Here is a 24,068-nt window from a genome sequence, read left to right on the forward strand (position 1 = left end):
ATGGAAAGCCGAGCCTATCTGCTGCAAGCCCTGTCCCCCCTGCACGTCGGCACGGGGCAGAGCGTGGGAGTCATCGACCTGCCGCTGATGCGGATGCGCTCCACGGGCATCCCCATCATCCCCGGCTCGTCGCTCAAGGGCGTGCTGCGTGACGCGAGCGCGAGCGACACCGTCCGGACCGACGCGGTCTTCGGCCCCCGGCGCGCGAAGAACGGGCCCGAGGGTGACGAGCCCAGCGAGTACGCGGGGGCGCTGGTGGTGGGGGATGCGCGGCTGCTCGCGCTGCCGGTGCGCAGCTTCGTGGGGACGTTCGCGCTGGTGACGTCGCCGTTGCTGCTGACGCTGGCGCGTCGGGACTGGGGTGGACGACAGGGGGGCGGTGAGGCGCCTCCTCCGGTCCCCTCGCTGAAGAAGCACCGCGCGCGGGTGGCCTCGTTGAAGTCCTGTGTCTGTCTTCACGAGCAGGCGGGCGGGGCGCGTGTCTACCTCGAGGACCTGGACCTGGAGGTGGACGCCGAGGACGACGCGGTGCTCGGGGCCTGGGCGGAGGCGCTCCAGCGCGCGCTGCCCGGTGATGAGCGGGAGCTGCTCGCGCGGCGCCTGGTGCTCGTGGATGACGAGACCATGAGCTTCCTGTGGGAGACGGCGATGCAGGTGGACACCCGCGTGAGCATCGACCCGGACACGGGCACGGCCGCGAAGGGGCAGCTCTGGACGGAGGAGAGCCTGCCGGCAGAGACGCTGCTGATGGGGGTGATGGCGGCGTCTGCGTCCTGGAGCCCGAAGCAGGCGATGGCGGCGAGCGCGGTGCTGGACGCGGCGCTCGGCGGGCAGGGGACGATGCTCCAGTTGGGTGGCAAGGCGACGGTGGGACGCGGGTGGTGCCGGCTGTTGTCGTGGACGACGGGCGACGCGGAGGCCCGGCGATGAGCGGCGTGACGCGAGAGCAGCAACGGGCGACGGATGCGTATGCCCGCGTGACGGCGGTCCCCGCAGACCTCCGGCCCGACTACAAGCCGCGCGTGCATGGCCTGGGGGCGTCGGTGCTGCGGGATGGGCTGGCCGCGGCGCTCACGTTCCTGGAGCGGGAGCGGGACCCGAAGGAGCCGAACGCCGCGATGTTGCTGCTCGAGGACCTGGCGAAGGTGCTCGGCAAGGCACGGCTGCCGGGGCTGTCCGCGCCGCTGACGGGGGAGACGCTGCCGGGAGCCGTGCGGAAGCTGGGGCTGGAGGAGTACATGCTGGCCACGCGCGAGACGCTGCGGCTGGTGGTGTGGTTCCGTCGCGCGGTCCAGGCCACGTTCAAGGAGGCTCCCCGTGCGTAAGGTCCTGGCCGCGCTCCCCCGTTTCGAGGAGATGGGCCCGAGTCATGCGGGGCTGGCCCATGAGCGCTACGCGCCGCAGAAGGACGACGAGTCGAAGGACGAGAACAGCTCACCCTGGCGGGGGTGGTTGAGCTGGATGGACGGGGCGCGGGAGCCGGAGCACTACGGGGTAGCGTACCGCCGTTGGCGCGGCGCGCTGACCCAGTGGCACACGGCCTCCGTGGAGATGCGGGCGACGGGGCGGCTCCTGGCGGGGCACGGGAATGCCTCGCCGACGGGGGTGGGGTTGACGCTGCATCACACCTGGGGCGTGCCGGTGATTCCGGGCTCCTCGCTCAAGGGAGTGCTCGCGGCCTACCTGCGCGCGAGCTTCGAGCCTGCCGAGGTGGCGGAGGCGTGTCGTCGACTGTTCGGTGTGCCTGGGGATGAGCGGCTCGGCCAGAAGGCGAGCGTGGGGCAGGTCCTCTTCCACGACGCGCCGTGGGTGTCGAGCCGGGGCAAGGAGGGCGCTGGGCCGCGGATGCTGGCGCGCGATGTGCTCACGGTGCACCAGCGGGGCTGGTACGGGAAGGCGGAGTCGTGGCCCAACGACTACGAGTCGCCGAACCCGGTGGCGTTCCTGTCGGTGCGCCCTGGTGGACGTTTCCTCGTGGCGCTGAGCGTGGCCCCGGGGGCGGACGACGAGACGCTCCGCTTGTTGCGCTGGGCCGCGGACCGGTTGTGCGAGGCGCTGCGTGATTGGGGCGTGGGGGGCAAGACGGCCGCGGGATACGGGCGGCTGGAGCCTGAGGGGAGCGTGGTGATCAATCCACCGCGCGCGGTGTCTCGGCCGTCACCGGAGCGGGACGCGTTCAAGGCGTGGGGGGAGGAGCAGCGGGCGGCGAAGACGGAGCAGCGTAAGGTGCTCGAGGACTTCGATGCGCAGTGGCGACCGAAGTTGATGCCCCTGTCGCGCGAGGCGCGGATGGAGTGCGCCCAGGCGCTTCGCGTGTTGGTGCGGAGCCCCAAGCTCCAGGAGCGTCGCGAGGAGTTGCTCAGGCTTCTTGTGGACGGCGCCTGATGGGAGGACTTCGGGGGGCGTCACGAATGCGGCGTGACGCTCCTCGATGCATTGGTTGCGAGTGCTCTTGAAGATGCTTCGGGGCCTGGAGGGCGAATCCGGAGTGGTCGACGCTACATGGGAGTGCGTTGGCGGTTCTCGTGGTGACAGCGGAGCTGGGTGAGTGGCTGGGAGGCGGGAGGCGGCCTGGTACGGCGGGCACTGGGTGAATGGATTTCAGGGGCGCGAGTCGAGCTCGCCCCGTGGCTATCTTTGGCAGTGTGCGGTGCGGGGTACGAGCTGTTGGATGGGGAGTGCGTTGTCTGGAGTTGGACTTTCAAGCACCTCCGCGTGGCGGAGGGCCAGGAGTGGCCTTCGGGCGAAAACCCGAGTCCTGGCGCGGGGTTGGGGCTCTTTGACAGGTGAATAGGTGCTTGAATGGGGAATTCGTGAGGAGTTTCAATGGGTTGGTGGATGTGGGATGCGCGGTTGGCGTGGTGGAGCTCGCGGAGGGAGGGGGGGCTTGAAAACAGGGGGGACAAGATGGCGGAATCGTTGGCGATTCGAGGGCGGCTCCGCCGCTCGCCGTGATGCCGGAAGGCGTTGAGCACTAGACCTGCGGCGTGCCGCCCTGCACGCAGTACAACCCGCCGCCGCTCGCCGTGATGCCGGAAGGCGTTGAGCACCGGAGCGCAGCCATGACCTCTTGGCAGCCCGTGGCGCTCGCCGTGATGCCGGAATGCGTTGAGCACACGATTTCCGCCCAGTGCTCACGCCCCATGGTCGACGCCGCCGCTCGCCGTGATGCCGGAAGGCGTTGAGCACCCGCTGAACAACGACTGGCTCTACATCGACGGCGACCGCCGCTCGCCGTGATGCCGGAATGCGTTGAGCACACGACGCGGTTGAACGAAGCGTGAGCTGGGGCCCAGCCGCCGCTCGCCGTGATGCCGGAAGGCGTTGAGCACGGGCCGTTGGCCGCGAGCTCGCGGAGCGCGGCCCCGTCGCCGCCGCTCGCCGTGATGCCGGAAGGCGTTGAGTACGTGGGTCTGGAGGTCGAACAGATGAACCTCTCCGTCGCCCTCCCGCCGCTCGCCGTGATGCCGGAAGGCGTTGAGCACCGTTCCACCCGCCCGACGCAGCCCCCTCCCCCGCCGCTCGCCGTGATGCCGGAAGGCGTTGAGCACGAGTACTCCGGCTGCCAGAACCACGGGACGAAGATCCGCCGCTCGCCGTGATGCCGGAAGGCGTTGAGCACGACCTTCATGGGGAGGGGAGGGCCCCGGCTCTTCACCCCGCCGCTCGCCGTGATGCCGGAAGGCGTTGAGCACCCGGCCTCGCGCAGCACCTGCCGCGCCTCCTCAGCCGCCGCTCGCCGTGATGCCGGAAGGCGTTGAGCACCCGCTGAACAACGACTGGCTCTACATCGACGGCGACCGCCGCTCGCCGTGATGCCGGAAGGCGTTGAGCACGAGACAGGCACGGACTCGGGAGCGCGCTCCAGGCCCGCCGCTCGCCGTGATGCCGGAAGGCGTTGAGCACATACGTACCTCGGGGTTGGTGTTGCATGGGCCGGATCCGCCGCTCGCCGTGATGCCGGAAGGCGTTGAGCACCGATTACGGCGACGCCGTGTTCCCACTCGTCGGGGACGCCGCCGCTCGCCGTGATGCCGGAAGGCGTTGAGCACTTCGCGAGTGACCCGAACGGCCTGCATGCCGCCAGCCGCCGCTCGCCGTGATGCCGGAAGGCGTTGAGCACCGTCTTCCCCTCGCTACCAGGACGTCACCAGTGGTCCCGCCGCTCGCCGTGATGCCGGAAGGCGTTGAGCACTTCTGGTGGGCGGCCTGGTCGACTCCTCGAAGGCCCGCCGCTCGCCGTGATGCCGGAAGGCGTTGAGCACCGCGAGGCCGGGTTCACCCCGAAGGAGGGCCGGGATCCGCCGCTCGCCGTGATGCCGGAAGGCGTTGAGCACTCGGGGAGATCGTCGAGCGATGCAGAGGCCAGCCCGCCGCCGCTCGCCGTGATGCCGGAAGGCGTTGAGCACGTGCGCCCCGCGTTGGGTCCAACAATCACCATCTTCCGCCGCTCGCCGTGATGCCGGAAGGCGTTGAGCACGCGTCTTGCTCTCGAGCTGCCCGAGGAAGGCGGCGTCCGCCGCTCGCCGTGATGCCGGAAGGCGTTGAGCACTTGCCCAAGTAGGTATCGGCATCCTCGATGCTGGGAGCACCGCCGCTCGCCGTGATGCCGGAAGGCGTTGAGCACGGGACCTTGGTGCACAGCGGCTTCCCGCCCATGGCGCCCGCCGCTCGCCGTGATGCCGGAAGGCGTTGAGCACGGCCGCCCGGTTCTGAGGCAGCGCTCGGTGAGGGCCCCGCCGCTCGCCGTGATGCCGGAAGGCGTTGAGCACTTCTCGGAGCTGTTCGGCGTGCACAAGGTGCTGCGTGCCGCCGCTCGCCGTGATGCCGGAAGGCGTTGAGCACACTGGATGTGAGGTGACAAATGCGTAGGTGGAAATACTCCGCCGCTCGCCGTGATGCCGGAAGGCGTTGAGCACGATTCGCGCGCTCTTCGAAAGTCATGTGCTGCCTCCCTGCCGCCGCTCGCCGTGATGCCGGAAGGCGTTGAGCACTTCTCCGTCTTGAGCGCGATGCTCTGCTGCATCTCCGCCGCTCGCCGTGATGCCGGAAGGTGTTGAGCACCTGCGCCACCACCGCCGTCAACAGCGCGGCGCCGTACACCGCCGCTCGCAGTGATTCCGGAAGGCGTTGAGCACTTGGCGAGGTCATAGACGCCTCTGCCGGGGCTCATCACTCCGCCGCTCGCCGTGATGCCGGAAGGCGTTGAGCACAGTGCGCAGCAGCAGACCGTCGACAACCAGTTCCGCCCGCCGCTCGCCGTGATGCCGGAAGGCGTTGAGCACATGTGCTCCGGATGAGAAGAGGAAACAACTACTGCTGGGCCGCCGCTCGCCGTGATGCCGGAAGGCGTTGAGCACACCTTGTTGACGAGCTGCGCCTCCGCGGTCTTCTGCACCGCCGCTCGCCGTGATGCCGGAAGGCGTTGAGCACCCGCCACCTTCGACAGCCTCCCGTGGCGTGGCTGTCCGCCGCTCGCCGTGATGCCGGAAGGCGTTGAGCACTGTGGACCGGCCCGGACTGCGCCGGCATCGCCCGAAGGCCGCCGCTCGCCGTGATGCCGGAAGGCGTTGAGCACTAAACGTCCCCGTAGCTGGACACCGGGCGTCCGGGGTCCCGCCGCTCGCCGTGATGCCGGAAGGCGTTGAGCACCCCAACCCCTGGGACAAAACGATGGTCGCACGGACCGCCGCTCGCCGTGATGCCGGAAGGCGTTGAGCACCGGGGCAGGATGAAGCTGGGCACGCCTATGCACACCGCCGCTCGCCGTGATGCCGGAAGGCGTTGAGCACGTGAGCATCTGGGAAATCGAGCCGGGCGACGCCTGCGCGCCGCCGCTCGCCGTGATGCCGGAAGGCGTTGAGCACCTCTTGAGCTGCGCCATCATCTCTTCATCACTCTGGACCGCCGCTCGCCGTGATGCCGGAAGGCGTTGAGCACACCGGCACCGCTTCCTTTGCGAGGATGGCCAGCCCGATGCCGCCGCTCGCCGTGATGCCGGAAGGCGTTGAGCACGACATGGCGGAGGTGATGTTGCAAAGGTCGAAGCCGCCGCTCGCCGTGATGCCGGAAGGCGTTGAGCACTGGCACCTCCAGTCCCAGCGTGACACGCAACTTGACCGCCGCTCGCCGTGATGCCGGAAGGCGTTGAGCACTCCCAAGGCTGTCCAGTGAGTGCGCCTCCCGTGCCCCGCCGCTCGCCGTGATGCCGGAAGGCGTTGAGCACTAGTTCCGCAACTCGGACACCGCCTCGTCACCCAGGGGCCGCCGCTCGCCGTGATGCCGGAAGGCGTTGAGCACCTGACGTCGCTGAACGAGATCGGCGTGGAGGTGAACCGCCGCTCGCCGTGATGCCAGAAGGCGTTGAGCACCTCACCAACGGGCAGCAGCCGAACCAGCAGTTCGCCCCGCCGCTCGCCGTGATGCCGGAAGGCGTTGAGCACTAGATCTTCGCCCCGTTCGTCATCGTCACCGTCTCGGTGCCGCCGCTCGCCGTGATGCCGGAAGGCGGATGCCGGAAGGCGTTGACCCCTAGCGTTCGCGGGCGTTTCGGTGTCTGCGGTTCAGGTCCCCCGCCGCCCGCCGTGATGCCGGAAGGCGTTGAGCACGGGTGAGACTACGTTGCACGAAACACCGGCTCCTGTCCGCTGCTCGCCGTGATGCCGGAAGGCGTTGAGCACGGGCGGTGGTGGGAGATGGCCGTCCGCTTCACCACCGCCGCTCGCCGTGATGCCGGAAGGCGTTGAGCACCGCCCGATGGGGCACTGAGAACCTGACGGCCCTGGGCCCGCAGCTCGCCGTGATGCCGGAAGGCGTTGAGCACCAGGACTTCATCGGGCGCCTCGCGGACACCATGCCGCCCGCCGCTCGCCGTGATGCCGGAAGGCGTTGAGCACTACAAGAAGCTCAGGGCACAGGCTGAAAAGATCGAACAGCCGCTCGCCGTGATGCCGGAAGGCGTTGAGCACTAAGGCCCCTTCTTCGCCAACCACGCATTGACACTTCCGCCGCCGCTCGCCGTGATGCCGGAAGGCGTTGAGCACCGCGCCACCACGGTGACGTGCCACTGGGGCAGCAGTCCGCCGCTCGCCGTGATGCCGGAAGGCGTTGAGCACAGGTCGCACTCGGGGCAGTCCTGCGTGATGACACCGCTCCCCGCCGCTCGCCGTGATGCCGGAAGGCGTTGAGCACCAGGCAGTTTCCTCCAGCGCCGCGTTGCGTGCATCCGCCACCGCCGCTCGCCGTGATGCCGGAAGGCGTTGAGCACAGGTTGGCGGGCAGATGGTGGTTCAACTGGTACGTCCGCCGCTCGCCGTGATGCCGGAAGGCGTTGAGCACCGGAGCACGCTGCCGGCGTGGCGCACGAGTTCGGTATCCGCCGCTCGCCGTGATGCCGGAAGGCGTTGCGCACCACTTCCCCTGCGCGGCGTTGGCCAGCGAGCACTCGGCGGCCGCCGCTCGCCGTGATGCCGGAAGGCGTTGATCACGCAGTCACCTCCAGCCAGACGTACGGGCTGGTGAGCTGCCGCCGCTCGCCGTGATGCCGGAAGGCGTTGAGCACGGTAGCGACGTGGACCCGGCCTGGAGTGCCGTCCCGGCGCCGCCGCTCGCCGTGATGCCGGAAGGCGTTGAGCACTTGAGGACGTCCACCTCAATGGCGAGCGCGTCGTACGGCGCCGCCGCTCGCCGTGATGCCGGAAGGCGTTGAGCACACGTTCCTGGGGGCCGAGGGCTTCACGAGGTTGGCGTCCCGCCGCGCGCCGTGATGCCGGAAGGCGTTGAGCACGCCGTGTACGCGTCTCGACGCTCGTGCAATTCATTCCCGCCGGTCGCCGTGATGCCGGAAGGCGTTGAGCACAGAGTGGTCTTCTTGATGGGCTCGTCCAACTTGGCCTCCCGCCGCTCGCCGTGATGCCGGAAGGCGTTGAGCACCACTCAAGGTCCACACTTGACCCGTCTGGCCGAACCGCCGCCTGCCGTGATGCCACCAGGCGTTGGACCTCGGCCCCGTGGCTCCACTCGCAGCCCTGTCACACAGACGCATGTTTCGCGGTGCGAACGGGCCCGGCCCACTGGTTCTGGAAATTTATCGCCGGACCGTCCTCGCGGCTTGTTGGCATTTTTGAGCTTTGACTTTCGAATCAATCCTGTGCGCGAATTGGACGTCTTCCGGAAAATCCGGAGGACGGAACAATCACGGATGTATCTCCAACGGCACGTCGGCGGGTGAGCCCTGCTGGCGGGAAGGAACCATATGAAGGCGTTCCAAGTCTCTGGTCGCGCGCGGCTGCCCCGGTGGGCGCGAGCCCTCGTCGTCACGACGCCCATGCTGCTGGTCGGCTGTGGCCTCGGTCAGCTCATGAGCGCCCCGTGGATCCCCAGTGCGGACAACAACGACGTCGTGTTCCTGGGCGACTCCATCTTCGCGCTCTCGGGGGAGATTCAGACCGCGCTCCACGCCAAGGCGGGTGGGACGTTCCGCAACTACACGACCTCCGGCGCGGAGATCGAGGGTGGCGTCATCACCCCCTCCATCCGCGGGCAGTTCGACCTCGCGGAGTCCGCCAATCCGAACAGCCACATCGTGGTGATGGATGGCGGCGGCAACGACATCCTCATCCCCACCATCGCGCTCGCCGACCCGTACAACTGCAAGACGCAGTGGTATGAGTTCGGCCGCCTGTCGCAGAGCTGCAAGGACTACATCGACGACATCTACGTCGAGGTCGCGGACCTGCTGAACGACATGTCGACCAGCGGCGTCACCGACGTCGTCTACCTCGGCTACTACCGCACCAAGTTCGGGCTCCTCAACGCCAGCGACCTCGACCAGGCCGTCGACTACGGAGACCTCATCCTCGGAAACGCGTGCGCGAACGCCGCCGTCGACTGCGACTTCGTCGACCCCCGCTCGGCCATCACCAACGCCGACATCAAGGCCGACGGCGTCCACCCGACGACCTCGGGCTCGAACAAGATCGCCAACCTCATCTGGTCCAAGCTGGAGCCGCGGCTCTGATGCTCGGTCGGCGCGGGAACATCATCGTCCTTCTCGCGGCCGGCACCCTCCTGTCGGCTGGCGCGTTCTCCCTCTTCCGAGGCGGGGACGCGCCGGTCGCACAGGCCGATGTGTCGCGGCCCGTGCCTGCTCCGGTGTCGCCCCCAGGAGAATCGCCTCGGCCACCCGCCAGGCAGGACTCCGGACCGACGCAGAAGGACCCGACCGCCGAGGTGTCCGCGCGCTGGATGCAGGAGGCGCAGGCCCTCAGCCAGGAGGAGGAGGCGAAGCGGCGCGAGCTCCTCGACGTGGACCCGACGCTCCCGCTCGAGGCGCAACAGGCGGTGTTCCTCGACCGGCTGTCGACCATCGCCGGTGTGGATCCTCGGAAGACGGAGGCGCAGTTGGTGCGGTCGCAGGCGACGGAGCTGTTCCTGCGGCTCGAACCTGTGCAGGCCCACCTCGTCGGGATGCCGGTCGAGGAACGGCGGGTCGCTCTCGCGGATATCCGGCGGCGCATGGGCTACTCCGAGGAGCAGATTGCACGCAAAGCCGCGGAGGACGTGTACCGGGACGCCCGCTGGGAGAAAGGGCACGCGTACATGAAGGCACGGGAGGCGTTGCTCTCACGGCTCGGGCAGGCGGACTCCCTGGGCGCCGAGCTGGGCTCCTTGCGAGAGCAGTACTTCGGCCATGAGGCATCGACGCTCGCTCGTGAGGAGGCCGCAGGGTTCTTCCGCTTCCAGCGACGCCGCATCTACGGGCGGAACTGAGCGCGGCAGGACGACGCGCTCGAACCGCTCCAGTGCGCCGCCTCGAAGTCTGTACGCGTCGCTCACGGCGCTTCAGCGGACCGCAGGGCTGACGGGCGCGAAACCACGCCGACTCCAGGGAGGAAGGGCGCACAAACCCCTCCCTCCCCAAGCCTTCAACGACTCCAGGTGATTACGGGCTGAACGTCCCCGTGAGCACGCTGGCGCGGGCGCGGGGCAGCGCGCGCTTGAACGGGCTCGTCGCGAGGTCAGAGCCGGGCTGGTACCAGCTCTGAATCTCCGCGAAGTACGTCTGTCCCGACAGGAGCACGCCCGGCGGCAGGTACACGCTCTGCAAGTCGGTGTGCAGCGACGTCACGCGCGAGGCGATGGTGGCGCCGTTGCTCGTGCTCAGCCGGTAGATGTTCACCACATAGTTCGTGGCCGTGCCAATCGCCGGCTTCGACCAGCGCAGCGAGGCGTCCGTCCCCACGCCCGTGAGGTTCTGGAACGCGCCACGGGTATTGACGAGCGGCGCCTGCACCGGACCGACGAGGGGCTCCACCGGGGCGGAGGCGAACGCGCTCGCATCCTGGTCCACGCGAATCTCCACGCTCATCGTGACGGGCGTCGCCGTCCCCAGCGCGTAGGTCTTCGTGAAGCCCGCGGTGGCGAAGGCCACCTTCTGCCACGTCGCCGGCAGCGGGTTGTTGTAGGCCATGTTCCCCGTGACGATGTCCGTCTTCAGCGCGTCAGGATTGAGCTTCACCAGGACCGGCGGCCCGCTGATGGACGCGAGCGCCTGACCCACCGCGGCCGGCCGCGCGGACATCCAGATTTCGTTGTACGTGCTCACCGCGCTCGGGTTCACCTGGGCGCGCAGGGCATCGAACGCCGAACGCCTCCAGTCCACCGAGAACGTGCCCGTCGCCGCGGGCTGGGTGAACGTCCCACTGACGCTGGCAGACTGGCCCTCCGTCTGCGTCAGGTTCGCGCTGAGCACCTTGTGCATCGAGCGGTAGGGCACGCCATGGGGGCTCGACTGCAGCCGCATCTGGGCCAGCGAGAACACATCCCCGAGGCTGCTGTCGAGCAGCATGGGGTTGAGCATGTTGGCGTAATCGAAGTTCAGCGCGGAGAACGACGTCGCGCCCGCCAGGGGGAACCCCGGCTCGTTGCCGTAGAGGTAGCCGAACGCCCCCGGGTTCAATGAATACATGTCCATGTAGTCCCCCGACTGCCAGGGAGACAGGCCGGACGCGGACACCGTCACGGGGGTCGACAGCGAGGCGAACGAGCCATCACGGCCCCACTCGGTGGAGCCCAGGTCGAACGTGCGCCCCGTGCTCACCAGGTAGCGCGTGCCCACCTTCAGGTAGATGCGGCCGGACGGGACGTTGGGCACGGAGATGCTGCCATCCGCGGCGCCCGAGCCGGGGTACGCCGTGAACGCCCCCGTCGTCGAGTCCCGCGTGTAGGCCACCACGGGCGTCGCGGACTGGTTGTAGGGTGTCGTCACGTTGCCCGACGCGGTGACGAACGTCACAGGGCTCGTCCCCGTGACCTGCGTGTTCAGTCCCTGGATGACCTGGGAGGCGGAGTCCTCCGCGACGGAGGTCTCCATCGTCTCGCCTTCCTCGAGGCCCGCGCAGCCGGCCCCCGTCAGTCCGACAAGGAGACCGAGTGAAAACAATGAGCTTTTCATGTGGATGAATGATGTCCCGTTGAGACGGCGTCCGGAGTGGAGCCGCTGGAAATGGTTTATATCTCGCGGGTCTGACATTGATTGATGTGTCTGGGTTTCGGTTTTCCCTCTCGAAACCCGTGAAAACTCGTCCGCCGACGGGCCGTGCGGCACCGGTCGCCGTGTTCCTGGTGTCAGGAAATCCTGCTCGATATTTGAATGTGTCTTTGAATGGCGGCGTCGGTGTCGGGCTGCGATGGAGGCCGGGCTGCTCGCCGTACCGACCTGGGCCCGTGCGACCCGACCCCCAGGGCCATGTCAGAGGGGGCTGGTAGGGTCCTTCTCGTTCGCAAATCCCCGAGCGGTCGAAGCGGGGTCCCCATGCGCGTATGGGGCGGATTGTACCGCTACCGCTGCTCGTGAGAGTCGCGGACGTCTCACCGCGAGCGGCCTTGACGCATCACGGCCGCGCGAAGTGATGTTTCCCACCGTCAAGGTGGGCCGTTTCCAGGGCCCCTGAGCCTTGGCCGGGTGGAGGTTCGCATCTGCGCTGTCGCCGGCGACGGCGCTGGTGCTCACCTCCAGTGCCTGTGGGCTGGCGCACAGGCCGCCGAGGTGCGGCGCGCTGGCTGGGGTGTGGCTCCGGCCGAGGTTGGGGACGCGGGTCCTCGGCGGCGGCGTGAGCCGTCGAGGTCGGGATCCCGCTGGTGGAGCCTGGTCCTGGAGCAGGCCGCGCCCGGTGCTCCAGCGCGTGGATGTCCATCTGTCCAGCGACACGCACGAGCGCACCTATGTCCCCATCGAGCAATCGGGCTCGTGGGTGGTGGAGCCCGGCGCGTTCGGCTCCTTCCTCGGCCGGCTGGACCTGTGGCTCGAGGAGGGGCGGGTGGTGGACCGCCGCTGGGAGCTCGTCGAACTCACCGCGTCGCGCTTCCCCGAGGATCCCGAGATGGCGCGGCACGTGGAGGCCGCGCTCACCGCGCACGACCAAGCGCTCTCCGCGCAGGTGGGCCACACGGACGTGACGCTCGCGCGCTACGCGGTGGTGGAGAACCCGTTGGACAACATGTTGGCCGACGCCATCCGCGCCGCGGGTGGGACGGAGATTGGCCTGTCCAATGGCTTCCGCTTCGGCACGCCGCTGCTCTCCGAACCCGTGCGCGAGGCGGACCTGTGGAACCTCTTCCCCGTCACCAACAAGTTGAAGACAGGCAAGGTGAGCGGCCGTCAGCTCCGCGCCTTCTGGGAGCAGGAACTGGAGAACGTCTTCGCGAAGAACCCCGAGCACCGCTTCGGCGGATGGCTGCCGCGCCCCTCGGGGATGACGCTGCGCTTCCGCGCGGACGCACCCAAGGGACAGCGCCTCCTCGCGCTCGAGGTCGCGGGCGAGCCGGTGGTGGACTCGCGCCTCTACTCCGTGACGGCCTGCGAGCGGGACGGCGACGCACCGGACATGCTGTGTCGAATCCCCGGCGCGCTGGAGCCCCGCGTGCTCGACCTGGACGCGCATGAGGCGGTGCGCCGCTTCCTCGCCCGTGCGCCTCGACTGAGCGACACACTGGAGGGCCGCGCGGTGGGCGAGGACCTGCCCGCCGTGCTCCGCACCCAGCAGGTCTCGCGGTAGACCCCGCGCCAGAAACCGTCAACGTCATGCCCCCGGGTATCGAGCCTCCGAGATGACCGCACCTGCCGCCGCTTCCTCCTCGACCGTCGTCCCCGACCCCCAAGCCGTGTGGCGTCGACGTCTGCCGGGCCTGGGGCTCGCCGCCGCGCTGGCGGGCCTCAGCCATGGGCTGGCGCTGTTGCCCGGCCTGCAGGTGGTGGGGCCGCTCACGGTGGCCCTGCTGCTGGGCATCTCGCTGCGGACGTCGCTGGGGCTCGCGCCCGTGTGGATGGAGGGCACGCGCTACTCGGCGCGCACGGTGCTGCGGCTGGGCATCGTGCTGATGGGGGCGCGGCTCGACTTCGGGCTGGTGGCGAAGGTGGGCCCGCGCGTGCTGCTGCTGTCCGTGGCGGTCATCGTCGGCGGCATCCTCGGCATCCGCTGGCTCACCCGGCGCTTCGGCGTGCCGGAGAAGCTGGGCACGCTCCTGGCGCTGGGGACGTCCATCTGCGGTGCCAGCGCGGTGGTGGCCGCCAGCTCCGTCACGCGCGCGGAGGAGGAGGACACCACGCTGGCGGTGGGCCTGTGCGGAATCCTGGGCACCGTGGGCGTGCTCTTCTACGTCTTCGTGGGGCCGCTGTTGGGGTTGAGCGATGCGCAGCTCGCCATCCTCTCCGGGGCCACGCTGCACGAGGTGGCGCAGGTGATGGCCGCGGCCTTCACGTGGGGCACCGACGCGGGGGACCTGGGCACGCTGGTCAAGCTCACCCGCGTGGTGCTGCTGGCGCCGGCGCTCGTGGTGCTGGGGCTGCTCTCCGGCGTGGGCGGGAAGGTGCGCTACTCGCTGAAGGAGCCGCCCATCCCCTGGTTCGTCATCGGCTTCCTCGCCGTGGGCGTGCTGGGCACGGTGGGCGTGGTGCCCGCCTCGGCCCGGGCATGGCTGTCCACCGCCAGCGTCTTCCTCATGGTCATGGCCATGGCGGCCATGGGGCTGGGCACCCACCTGAGCATGGTCCGCCGCGCGGGTCTCCGGGTCGTCTACGCGGGGCTCGTCGGCTTCGCCGCGCTGGCCCTGTTCGCCTGGGGCCTCATCCACCTGCTGTCCATCCAGTCGTCCTCCCAGGTCGACGTGGTGGACAACGGCGTGGCGGAGCGGGCCCGACGGGGGGCCGAGGGCTGTCAGGTCCTCCGCTCTCGAGCGCGGGCCACGCCCCACCGCTCAAATCATGTTCCCCGCCGCCCAGGAGCCCCACGCGGTGAGGCTGGTGTAGCTGACCTGCAGGTCCGCCAGGGTGAGCGGGACGATGTTCACCTTGCCGTCCTGCTTGCCCACGTTCTGCTCCGCCGCCGCGCGCCACTGGCTGACGTTCTTGGGCATCCCCCAGTGCTCGAAGAGCTCCTCCCGCATCGCCTTGACGAAGGCCCCGTCCTGGATGACGGCGCTCACCTCGGCGTCGAACTGCATGCTGCGGTAGGTCCAGTTGCTGCTTCCGATGAAGGCCAGCTTGTCGTCGACGATGGCCACCTTCGAGTGGACGTACGGCGACTTGCCCTTCGCGCCGTTGAGCAGCGGTGAGTACATGCTGAACGAATCGGACTCGATGGCCGTGATGTTCTCCAGGTACTCCCACGTCCCCAGCCAGGCCGTCTTCAGCTTCCAGTGGAAGCCGCGGTTCATGAACTGCGACGCCGGACGGAACGGCAGGTTGGGGTGCTTCCACGACTGCATCAGCGAGTCGTCACCCGCGTGCAGCCGCTTCTCCAACTCCGTGATGTACGTGTCGTTCTCCAGGCAGCCCATCTTCTGGACCTGGGGTGACGGCGGCAGCAGCAGCGAGCGGCCGCTCAGCAGCCACCCCTCGTAGCGCAGGCTGCAGTCCTTGATGTCGCTGGCCTTCACCTTGCCGGCGCTCTTCGAGGTGAAGCTCGTCATCCCCGCCATCGCGATGGCGCGGAAGGCGAAGTTCATCACGTACGCATATCCGCTGTAGTCCCCGAGCACCGTCTCCTTCGGGTGCGGGACCATCAGGATGATGCGCACCCCGCGCGCGGCCGCCGCGACCAGCGCGTCGATGATGCCTGGGTCCGTCAGCGCCTGGTTCTCCATGTAGACGAACGCGCGCGCCATCTGGATGTGGCCCACCAGCTCCTTGCGGATGTCCCGCTCGGCTTTCTTGCCCTGGATGTCCGTGGTCACGAACGTCACGGCCTTGCCGCCGCCGCTGCGGTCCGGAGTGATGGGCGCCGCGGGAGGCATCTTCCCCGCCCACAGCTCCGACCAGTAGTTCCCCACGACGCGGTGGATGTCTCCCTTCAGGTGCACGGCCGCGTCATGCCAGTGATTGGCCGCGTCGTGCGTCGTGGCGGATTTGTAGTCCTCGCCCAGGTTCATCCCGCCCAGGAGCAGGTCCTCGCTCCCGGACGTCTTGAACAGGGCAATCTTGATGTGGAGGCTGGTGAAGGGGTGCAGCGTGGTGCCCGCGTAGGAGTGGTATTTGAACTCCAGGCTCCCGTCGGGGAACTTCCACTCCTTGAGCAGGTGCTTCCACTTGTCCAGCCACGCCGTCCAGTCCTCGCGCCAGAAGTGGTGATGCGGCACGAAGCACTCGGACTTCCAGCCGTTCCACAGGATGACCTGGACCTTCACCCCCGCCTTCGCGGCCGAGGAGAGCGCCTGCGCGAGCGTGCGCTGCTGCGCGCCATCCACCGCGGGCAGCGTCAGCGCCGGGTCCGCCTTCCAGTACGCCAAGCGGATGGTGGCGCCCTTGCCGTCCAGCTCCGCGCGGCGGATGTGCCGGTGCAGCTCGAGGAAGAACTTGTCGCCGTCGAGGATGAAGTTCGCGGTGTCGCAGCTGGTGTCGACGCGCATCGTGGGGGGCTCGCCAGTGCAACCTGGGTGCCACACGAAGCGGACTGGAGGCGCGTCTTGAAGCGACACGCCTCCGGAGGTCTCGCGCGTTCAATCCCTACGCAAGCGCGTTCCCGCGCGACGCCCGGCTACCTTCCCTCGAGCTCCGCCGCCCAGATGTCCTTCACGCCGCCGATGTGGTCGAAGGCGCAGTGGGCCGCACCCGCGACGACCTTCTCCTCCAGCGGGAAGGCGTAGCCACGGAACGCGGTGAGGCTGGCCTGGATGTCGGTGAGGTACTCGTCCTTGTCACCGTAGGCATAGACCAGTCGCGTCGGCCCCCGCAGCTCGGGGCGCGTGCTGTCCCAGTCCAGCTTGCCGCCCCAGGGCGCCTCGCCGCCGCAGCCCAACGCATACACGCCCCGGTAGCGGTTGCCGTGCTTCGGCAGGAAGCTCGCCGTGAGGAACACCGAGCCCCCCGAGGAGCCGCCGAAGAGGATGGGCTCGTTGATGATGTTCCAGCCCTTGCGCAGGGTGTCGAGCACCTCCACCAGCGTGGCCGCGTTGTCGCCCGCGAGGTCGCGGTCGGCCTCCGTCCCCTCCACGGCGCAGTTGGTCACCGAGGGCTTGGTCCACCACGCGCACTTGTTCGGCGCGAGCACGGAGACGTAGAGCGTGTCGTTCTCGTAGGCCCACGGCGCCTGGAGGCGGGGCGCGGTGTCGCCCGTGTGCGCCCGGGCTCCGTCACCGTGCAGGTAGATGGCCAGGTGCACCGGCGAGGGGACGATGCCCACCCGAGGCTCGACAATCTTCAGCTCCGCGCCCGCCACCTGCGCGACGCAGTACGGATACGTCTGGTTGTTGCTCGTCACCGAGCCGGTGCGCTCACAGGGCAGCTTCCCGGAGCCTCCGGACGTCCCCGGGCCCGCGTCCGGCTGGGGCGTGGGGCCGCCGTCCCCCGAGCCCGCGTCCGTCCCCGCGTCGGTTCCGGAGTCCGAGCCATCGGGTGTCCCCGCATCCGAGCCGGCATCCGGCGTGGGGGTGGGGTCGGGGTCGTCCGAGCAGGCGGTGAGGGACAGGACGAGGAGGGCGGAGGCGAGGATGCGGAGCATGGCGTGTCTCGCGAGAGGAATGAGAGCCCCTCCAGGCTACCGCGTCCCCACCCACGCGGCGGTGTTATCCGCCACTGAGTGACCCCTGCCACTGTTCACCGGTGGCCCTTGGCTGCGCTCGCGGAGGTCCTCGCCACCGCCTGGGCCGCCAGCCCGAGCAGCCACTGCAGCCCCGGATCGCTGTCCTTCGTCGCCAGCCACAGCGCCGACACGGAGAACTCCGGCAGCGGCACGGGCACGGCGCTGACCTGCAACCCCTGCTCCTCGCGCCACTGCTCCGCGAGCATCTCCGGCACCGTGGCGATGGCGCGCGTCGAGCGCAGGAGGGCCGGCAGGGTGCCGAAGCGCGTCGTGGAGTAGGCCACCGTCCGCCGCAGCCCCTGGGACGTGAGCCACGTGTCGATGGTGCTCTCGAACACGCCCCGATAGCTCACCATCAGGTGGGCATGGCGGGTGTACTCGGCCAGGGTGAGCCCCTTGGAGCCGCGCTTCAGCTCGCGAGGGTAGATGCAGCGCATGCCCAGGGTCCGCAGGGGCCTGCGCCGCAGCCACGCCGGGGGCGGGGTCTCCTGCGTCTGGAGGATGCTCGCGTCCATCTCGTTGCGCTCGAGCATCGCCGTGCTCTCGAACGGGTCCGTGGGCTTGATGGCCAGGCGCGCGCGGGGCGCGGCCTCACGCACGCTCGCGAAGAGCGCGGGGCCGAGCCACAGCTCCACCCAGTCCGGCATCCCCAGCACGAAGGTCCGGTCGGTGTCCGCCGGCTCGAACGTGGGGGGCTCGAACATCGTCTCCTGGATGCGCTCGAGCGCCGGCGCGAGCCTGCGCTCCAACTCCAGCGCCTTCGCCGTGGGCTCCATCCCCTTGGGCGTGCGGATGAACAGCGCGTCCTCGAACAACTCGCGCAGCCGCGCCAGCGCGCCGCTCACCGCCGGCTGTCCCAGGTACAACCGCCGCGCCGCCTGCGAGACGCTCCGCTCGCGCAGCAGCACCAGGAAGGTGACCAGCAGGTTCAGGTCCACGTGGCGTAAATCGCGCTCCCTGATGCTCAATATCGCCTCAATCGATTGGAGTGATGAGGGCGTGGAGCGCATCATCCGCGCGCTGTCGATGCAAGCCGCATCCGCGCGGCAATCCCTCTCACGGAGCGCTCCCCATGGCCTTGTCCGCCTCACGGCGATTCGTCGCCAGCCTGCTGCTCGTCACGCCCGTCGTCACCCTGGCCGCGCCGCCGCCGCAGGTCAGGACTTCATCGCCTGGCTACTACCGGATGATGCTCGGCGACTTCGAAATCACCGCGCTGTCCGACGGCACGGTGACCCTCCCCGCCGACACGCTGCTGACGAACATCACCCCCGCGGAGGTGAAGGCCCGGCTCGGCCGGCTGGGCATCGACCCGGGCCGCGTCGAGGCCTCCATCAATGCCTTCCTCGTGCACACCGGCGAGCACCTGGTGCTGGTGGACACCGGCTCGGGCACGCTCTTCGGCCCCACCATGGGTGGACGCCTGCTGTCGAGCCTGCGCGCCGCGGGCTACCAGCCCGAGGACATCGACGCCGTGCTGCTCACGCACATCCATGGAGACCACTCCTGTGGCCTCACCCTCGACGGCAAGCCGTCCTTCCCCAACGCCACCGTCCACGTGGAGCAGCGCGAGGCGGACTTCTGGCTCGATGCCTCCCATGCGAACCACGTCGCCAAGGAACACCACCACGGCTTCCAGGAGGCCGCCGCCGCGTTCGCGCCCTACCTCGCCGCGGGCCGCGTGAAGCGCTTCAGCGGAGACACCGAGCTGTTCCCCGGCATCCGCACGCTCGCCACGCCGGGGCACACGCCCGGCCATGCCTTCTACGTCGTGGAGAGCCAGGGGCGGCAGCTGCGCTTCTGGGGCGACCTCATCCACGCGCAGGACGTGCAGTTCCCCTCGCCCGGGGTGACGATTCGCTTCGACCTCGACTCGACCGCCGCCGCGCGTCAACGCCGGAAGGCCATGTCGGATGCCGCCGCGAAGGGCTACCTCGTCGCCGCGCCCCACATCTCGTTCCCTGGCATCGGCCGCGTGCTCGCGGACGGAAAGGGCTTCGCGTGGGCGCCCGTGCACTACAGCGTCGCCGGCCTGTCGCCTTGAGGCGCTGAGCGGCCGTTCATTCGTTCAGGAGCACACGTTCGTTCGCTCGTTCTGGCCTTGTTGGCAATGATTGTGGATGGGGCTCCCACGGTTCCGGTGTGGCTGTTCTTGGAGGGTGTTTGTAGATGCGGGGCCCATGCAATCCCTTGCGGGCTGGCGGTTTGCACCGCCGGTCACCGTGGCGTGTTGCTGTAAGTCCTTGATGGAAGGCTGTCAGCCCGAGGGGCAGGCGTGTGGGACGTCTGACTCTGAAGCCTGATAGTCATCGCCCGGCAATGATCGAAACGCCTCGCATCCGGAGAGGGAACGTTTTTTCCCTTCTTCCGATAATCAGGTGTCGATTCAGAAGAAAAAGGGGAGCGCCATGAGTCTGGCACCTACGGGTGGAGCAGGGTCTTCGAGCGCGGCCGCGGCGGCCGAGGCACAACGCAGAGCGGCAGAGGCGGCGCGCAGAGCGGCGGAAGAAGCCCGTAGGGCAGCAGAGGCGGCGCGCAAGGCGGCGGAGGCGGCGCGCAAGGCGGCGGAGGCGGCGCGCAAGGCAGCGGAGGCCGCGCGCAAGCAACAGGCGGAGGCGAAGAAGGCGGCGGACGCGGCGAAGAAGGCGGCGGAGAAGCCGGGCCAGAAGCCGGAGGAGGCGAAGAAGACGCAGGCGGACGCGGCTGCCGCGGAGAAGGCGAAGACGGCCGCGGACGCGAAGGCGGCGGAGGCGGGGAAGAAGCTGCAGGCGGCGGAGGAGCAGGTGGCCTTGTCGGCGAAGAAGGCCGAGGAGGCGATGGGGAAGGCGAACACGGAGGCGGTGAAGGAGAAGAAGCCGCAGCCGTACAGCCAGAAGGACATCGAGAGCGTCAAGCCGAAGAAGAACGAGCTGGTGTCGGCGTTCGACGGGACTGCGCGCAAGGGGGAGCTGGAGAAGCTGCTGGGGACGACGGCGCCGCCGCCGGAAAACGCGGTGAAGCCGGTGGAGGGGGAGAAGCCACCGGAGGCGCTGGACGCGCTGGACGCGAAGGATTTGCAGGACGCGGCGAAGCTGAAGGACGGGGAGAAGTACAAGGACCCGTCGTCAGGCGCGACGTATGACGTGAAGAAGAACGCGCTGACAGGCGACACGACGCTGTCGGATGCGAAGAGCGGGAACACCGTCACGGTGAAGAAGGACGGGAGCTACACGTCCACGATGACGGCGAAGGAGAAGGGGAAGGAAGGGGTCACCGGCGAGACGACGTGGACGAAGACGTCGGACGCGCAGGGGAAGACGACGGGGCTGGAGTCGAAGAAGAGCCAGACGCAGCAGCACCCGGAGACGGGCGAGACGACGACATCGTCGACGACGAAGTACGACGTGACGAAGTCGCCGCCGAAGCTCCAGTCGAGGACCGAGGAAATCCGGATGGAGAAGCCGCCGGCGTCGCTGGCGAGCCGCCCCGGGACACCGAAGGGTCCCGCGACGCAGACGACGCAGACGGACTACAACGAGTGGGGCATCCCGACCAAGCAGGTGAAGAAGACGGAGATCAAGACTCCGGGCTTCAACGCCGACGCGGTGAACGGCTTCGAGTCGGCCCAGAACAAGGCGCTGAACGACGCGTCGAAGGGCGAGGACCACCACAAGACGAACAACGCGCCGACGTCGCTGAAGCCGGGGGAGTCGAGCCTCACGGTGACGGAGGAGACGAAGTACAACGCCAAGGGTGAGCCGGCGGTCTCCACGCAGAAGACCGAGTCGGTGGCCACGCAGCCCTTGGCGTCCGACAAGAACGGCAACGGCGTGCAGGTGGTGCGCAACCAGCAAGAGGTGTCGCGCGGCCCGAAGGACGCGGTGCTGACGGACTCGCTGCCGGCCGTGTCGCAGAAGACGCCGGGCAACGTCACCAGCAAGACGACCGTGACAGGGTATGACCCGGACGGCTCGCGCTTCGACGAGGGCCACGCCAATCGCACACAGACGGTCTCGCAGGCCTCGGGCACGGTGGACGCGAACGGGCAGTTGCAGATGAAGCACCAGCCGACGGAGGTGAAGAGCCTTCAGGAGGCGGGTGACAACCGCTGGAAGTACGACCACGTCGGCTTCGACGTGGACGCCAACGGCCAGGTGAAGAAGGACCAGGAGCCGAAGGAGCTGGACAAGGAGCGTCAGCTCCCCTGGTACGAGGACGCGAAGGACTTCGTCACCGAGGGACTCGGGGACCTTGCCGGGATGGCCGGAGACTTCGCCAAGGATGCGCTGGGCTTCGCGAAGGACGTCGTCCTCAAGCCCATCGACATGGCCATCGACCAGATCACCGCCCCCATCGAGGGCGCGGTGGCGGACGAAATCAAGAAGCTCAACAGCCCGGGCGATACCATTACGCTGAGCGGCAACCTCGACGTGAAGGTCGGCCTCAAGGCTGGCATCGACGGCGAGGTCGAGGTCGAGAAGACGGCGGATGGGAAGTACCAGCTGTCCGCGGAGGTGACGGGCGATGTCGGCGTGGGCCTGGTGGGCTCGGCGTCGGTGTCCGCTGGTGGCCGCGTGGAGATGAAGTTCGACACGCCGGAGGAAGCGGCGAAGGCGGCGGTCATCCTGGGCAAGGGCCCCGCGGCGCTCGCGTCGGGCGGTGAAGACCACAAGTTCATGCTCGACCACCTGTCGGCGATGGAGGTGAACATCGGCGCCGAGGCGGAGGCGGGTCTGGGCGGCAAGTTCGGTCCCGCGAACGCGGAGCTGTCGGCGAGCATCGGCGCGACGACGAGCTACCGGGTGGAGTTCGACAAGGGCAAGCCGACGAACCTGGTGCGCTCGATTGAAATCGAGGGCTCCGGCGCGGCGAGCATCGCGGGCGGCCTGAAGGGCAAGGCGGGCATCAACATCGGCGGCGAAGTGACGGGCTCCGTGAGCATGGAGACGTCGATTCCGCTGGATGCGAGCAAGGTGGACGCGAAGGACATGCTGGCGTTCATCGCGAGCCCGGCGACGGCGGCATTCGCGGGCCCGGCGGAGACGAGCATCTCCATCGAGGGCTCGGTGGATGCGGGGCCCGAGGGCCGCTTCTTCACCGCCGAGGTCAGCGGGCTGAGCGGCGAGGAGGTGCAGACCATCACCAAGAACCTGGTCAACGGCAACTTCGACAACGCGTTCGAGGGGGTGAACGTCGACGCGCAGATGACCACGGGCTCCTTCAAGGACCGTGAGCTGGGCGTGGGCGCGAAGCTGGGCATCGTGGACTTCGAGGTCAACGCGCGCCACCGCGACGTCACGGCCGAGGGCGGCAGCGGCGGCGGCGGCACCACGGTGAGCCTGGGCGGTGGTCGTCGGCGCAGTGGCACCAACGGCTCCGATGGGTCGAACGGCACCAACGGGAGCAACGGCACCAACGGGAGCAACGGCACCAACGGGAGCAACGGCACCAACGGGAGCAACGGCACCAACGGCTCGAACAAGCCGGGCACGACGACGGGCACGGACTCGAAGCCGGGGACCACGACGACGGGGACGGACTCGAAGCCGGGGACCACGACGGGGACGGACTCGCGTCCCGGGACGACGACGGGCACGGACACGCGTCCGGGGACCACCACGAACCCGGAGCAGGCCGGCCGTCCTCCGCAGAACCGCGTGGAGAACCGGCCCACGGAGTACCGCGTGAATCCCGCGACGGGACAGCTCATCCCGGTGCCGCGCACGAACGGTCCGCAGAACACGCGCCCCACGCAGCCCGAGGTGGGCACGGACAACACGGGTCGTCCGCCGGTGCCCGTGGTGCGCAACCCCGAGCTCAACGGCCGCACGACGCAGGTCCGCTACGACAACGGCAAGGTGCACATCGAGGCGGGCCCGGACGCGACGAAGGAGGACATCCAGGCGCACATGGAGACGGCGCGCGTCCTCCAGCGCTACGAGGGCGCGGCGGGCAAGGTGCGCCAGCTCATCGACAAGGTGAAGCAGGCCATCACCGGCATGCCGGGCTACGGCAGCCAGGGCTTCGAGTCGCGGCTGGAGGTGCAGAAGCTCAACGGCATCCTGCAGAACCTGGAGGCCACGCAGGCGAGCCTCACCAACGCGGCCTCGGGGGTGACGGGCCAGAACACGCCCGCGACGGCCGACCAGCTCAAGAGCCTGGAGCAGCTCATCTCCAGCGTGGAGAGCCAGCTCGCGACGCACGCGTCGCAGGTGGACTCGCTCGCCAACGGACGTGGCTACGTGGCCATGGAGGACACGCGTCCGGTCAACCCGAGCGACGCGGCGAGCGTGGACCGGGTGCGACAGCTCGCGACCGAGCGCATGGCCGCCGAGCCCGACCTGTTCAAGATGCGCTACAGCAACGAGGAGCTCCAGGGCATCGTCACCCGGGGCCGGGAGCTGGGCCTCAATGAAGAGCAGATCGCCGACATGGTCCATGTGGGCTCGCGCGAGAAGAAGCCGCTGACGGCGGAGCAGCTGACGCAGCAGATGGCGAACTGGAAGATGGTGGAGGAGCGTGGCTTCCCGTACCACTTCGACAGCCCCGCGCAGCTGGCGCAGTTCCAGCAGAACCTCCAGGGCCTGAGCCAGACCTACGGGCTGCCACAGGGGGAGATGGTCATCCAGGGCTCGTCGCTCCGGACGCCGGACGCGAAGGACGTGGACGTGGCGCTCTTCGTCTCGGACGCGGACTTCAACGCTTATGCGCAGCGGGCGCGAGACGCGATGGAGGCGAACTTCAAGGACCCCACCTCGAAGAGCGCTCATCGGCAATTGCGTGAGTTCGATGCGCGTGTCGCCAAGGGCTTCATCCCCACGTACAACTTCGCGCGGCCGGGGACGACGCGTAACTACGCCGATCCGTTCGGCACCCAGCCGCGCACCATGGCGAATGATCTGCGCGAGGACATCCTGGGACCCATGGGCCTGCCAGGGTTGGATTTCTCCATCATGAGGGAGTCCAGTAGGATGTCCCTCTATCCGAGCATCTCCTTCTGAGGACCACTTC

General features: G+C 68.8%; 12 protein-coding genes, 1 pseudogene and 1 CRISPR repeat array. Of the genes and pseudogenes, 9 read left to right on the top strand and 4 right to left on the bottom strand.

Annotated features, from left to right (window positions below; translation table 11 throughout):
• The 5 genes from cmr4 (at position 1) to LXT21_RS28075 (ending at position 9,771) form a co-directional block, all read left to right on the top strand.
• Positions 1 to 930 carry a type III-B CRISPR module RAMP protein Cmr4 gene (gene cmr4, locus LXT21_RS28055; protein WP_254041262.1) on the top strand — a complete coding sequence of 310 codons (930 nt, stop codon included), beginning with the start codon at positions 1 to 3 and terminating at the stop codon, positions 928 to 930.
• Positions 927 to 1,325: a type III-B CRISPR module-associated protein Cmr5 gene (locus LXT21_RS28060; protein WP_254041263.1), complete on the top strand. Its 399-nt coding sequence runs from the start codon at positions 927 to 929 to the stop codon at positions 1,323 to 1,325. Before cmr4 ends, LXT21_RS28060 begins: the two co-directional genes overlap by 4 nt.
• On the top strand, positions 1,318 to 2,385 hold the full coding sequence (cmr6, locus tag LXT21_RS28065) for a type III-B CRISPR module RAMP protein Cmr6 (RefSeq protein WP_254041264.1): 1,068 nt from the start codon (positions 1,318 to 1,320) through the stop codon (positions 2,383 to 2,385). The genes LXT21_RS28060 and cmr6 overlap by 8 nt, the downstream gene beginning before the upstream one ends.
• A 554-nt stretch (positions 2,386 to 2,939) precedes the next feature.
• A CRISPR array of direct repeats spans positions 2,940 to 7,932; the repeat unit is 36 nt; unit sequence CCGCCGCTCGCCGTGATGCCGGAAGGCGTTGAGCAC.
• A 322-nt stretch (positions 7,933 to 8,254) separates the two neighbouring features.
• Positions 8,255 to 9,019, top strand: coding sequence for an SGNH/GDSL hydrolase family protein (locus LXT21_RS28070; RefSeq protein WP_254041265.1), 765 nt, complete (start codon positions 8,255 to 8,257; stop codon positions 9,017 to 9,019).
• Complete coding sequence (locus LXT21_RS28075; RefSeq protein ID WP_254041266.1) at positions 9,019 to 9,771, top strand: hypothetical protein; 753 nt, start codon at positions 9,019 to 9,021, stop codon at positions 9,769 to 9,771. Before LXT21_RS28070 ends, LXT21_RS28075 begins: the two co-directional genes overlap by 1 nt.
• Positions 9,772 to 9,943: 172 nt before the next feature.
• Here LXT21_RS28075 and LXT21_RS28080 read toward each other — a convergent pair whose 3' ends face one another.
• On the bottom strand, positions 9,944 to 11,455 hold the full coding sequence (locus LXT21_RS28080) for an ABC transporter substrate-binding protein (protein ID WP_254041267.1): 1,512 nt from the start codon (positions 11,453 to 11,455) through the stop codon (positions 9,944 to 9,946).
• A gap of 718 nt (positions 11,456 to 12,173) precedes the next feature.
• On the opposite strand from LXT21_RS28080, the gene LXT21_RS28085 reads away from it, so the two are divergent.
• Together LXT21_RS28085 and LXT21_RS28090 are read left to right on the top strand one after the other, a co-directional pair.
• Entirely contained in the window at positions 12,174 to 13,058 is an 885-nt protein-coding gene (locus LXT21_RS28085; RefSeq protein WP_254041268.1) for a bifunctional metallophosphatase/5'-nucleotidase, read from the top strand.
• 52 nt (positions 13,059 to 13,110) lie between these two features.
• Positions 13,111 to 14,067 (top strand): annotated as a pseudogene (locus LXT21_RS28090) (YeiH family protein); the annotation flags it as partial.
• 189 nt (positions 14,068 to 14,256) lie between these two features.
• On the opposite strand, the gene LXT21_RS28095 reads toward LXT21_RS28090, so the two are convergent.
• The 3 genes from LXT21_RS28095 to LXT21_RS28105 all read right to left on the bottom strand — a co-directional run bounded on the left by LXT21_RS28095 (position 14,257) and on the right by LXT21_RS28105 (position 18,046).
• Complete coding sequence (locus LXT21_RS28095; RefSeq protein WP_254041269.1) at positions 14,257 to 15,906, bottom strand: phospholipase D-like domain-containing protein; 1,650 nt, start codon at positions 15,904 to 15,906, stop codon at positions 14,257 to 14,259.
• A 128-nt stretch (positions 15,907 to 16,034) separates the two neighbouring features.
• Positions 16,035 to 16,997: a hypothetical protein gene (locus LXT21_RS28100; protein ID WP_254041270.1), complete on the bottom strand. Its 963-nt coding sequence runs from the start codon at positions 16,995 to 16,997 to the stop codon at positions 16,035 to 16,037.
• A gap of 95 nt (positions 16,998 to 17,092) precedes the next feature.
• On the bottom strand, positions 17,093 to 18,046 hold the full coding sequence (locus tag LXT21_RS28105; protein ID WP_254041271.1) for a LysR family transcriptional regulator: 954 nt from the start codon (positions 18,044 to 18,046) through the stop codon (positions 17,093 to 17,095).
• A gap of 104 nt (positions 18,047 to 18,150) precedes the next feature.
• Between LXT21_RS28105 and LXT21_RS28110 the strand changes: the two genes are divergently transcribed.
• Entirely contained in the window at positions 18,151 to 19,122 is a 972-nt protein-coding gene (locus LXT21_RS28110) for an MBL fold metallo-hydrolase (RefSeq protein WP_254041272.1), read from the top strand.
• A gap of 364 nt (positions 19,123 to 19,486) precedes the next feature.
• Positions 19,487 to 24,058, top strand: coding sequence for a hypothetical protein (locus tag LXT21_RS28115; RefSeq protein WP_254041273.1), 4,572 nt, complete (start codon positions 19,487 to 19,489; stop codon positions 24,056 to 24,058).
• The last annotated feature ends 10 nt before the right edge of the window (positions 24,059 to 24,068 follow it).

The sequence above is a fragment of the Myxococcus guangdongensis genome (genome assembly GCF_024198255.1).
Lineage (GTDB): Bacteria > Myxococcota > Myxococcia > Myxococcales > Myxococcaceae > Myxococcus > Myxococcus guangdongensis.